This is a genomic window from Yokenella regensburgei ATCC 49455, from assembly GCF_000735455.1.
In the GTDB taxonomy this organism is placed as follows: Bacteria; Pseudomonadota; Gammaproteobacteria; order Enterobacterales; family Enterobacteriaceae; genus Yokenella; species Yokenella regensburgei.
Window position 1 is genome coordinate 1 of sequence record NZ_JMPS01000095.1, and the last position, 320, is coordinate 320.

Sequence of the window (320 nt, forward strand, 5' to 3'; positions counted from 1 at the left end):
GCAACCACGCAATGAAACTGAAAACTGGCTGATTAATACCGTGGCACAGCAGGCTCGCCAGGCGGGTATCGCCATGCCACAGGTTGCAATTTACCACGCACCGGATATCAACGCGTTTGCTACCGGCGCGCGGCGTGATGCTTCCCTGGTGGCTGTCAGCACCGGGCTTTTGCAAAACATGAGCCGTGACGAAGCAGAAGCGGTTATCGCCCATGAAATCAGCCATATTGCAAACGGCGACATGGTCACCATGACCCTGATTCAGGGTATTGTTAACACCTTCGTTATCTTTATCTCGCNCGTGATTGCGCAGATTGCGG

At 53.9% G+C, this 320-nt stretch carries 1 protein-coding gene; it reads left to right on the forward strand.

Features of this window, described 5'->3' with window-relative positions; translation table 11 throughout:
* Positions 1-320 (forward strand): M48 family metalloprotease (locus tag GYRE_RS23090; protein ID WP_038258897.1); only part of this gene is annotated, 320 nt, incomplete at both ends.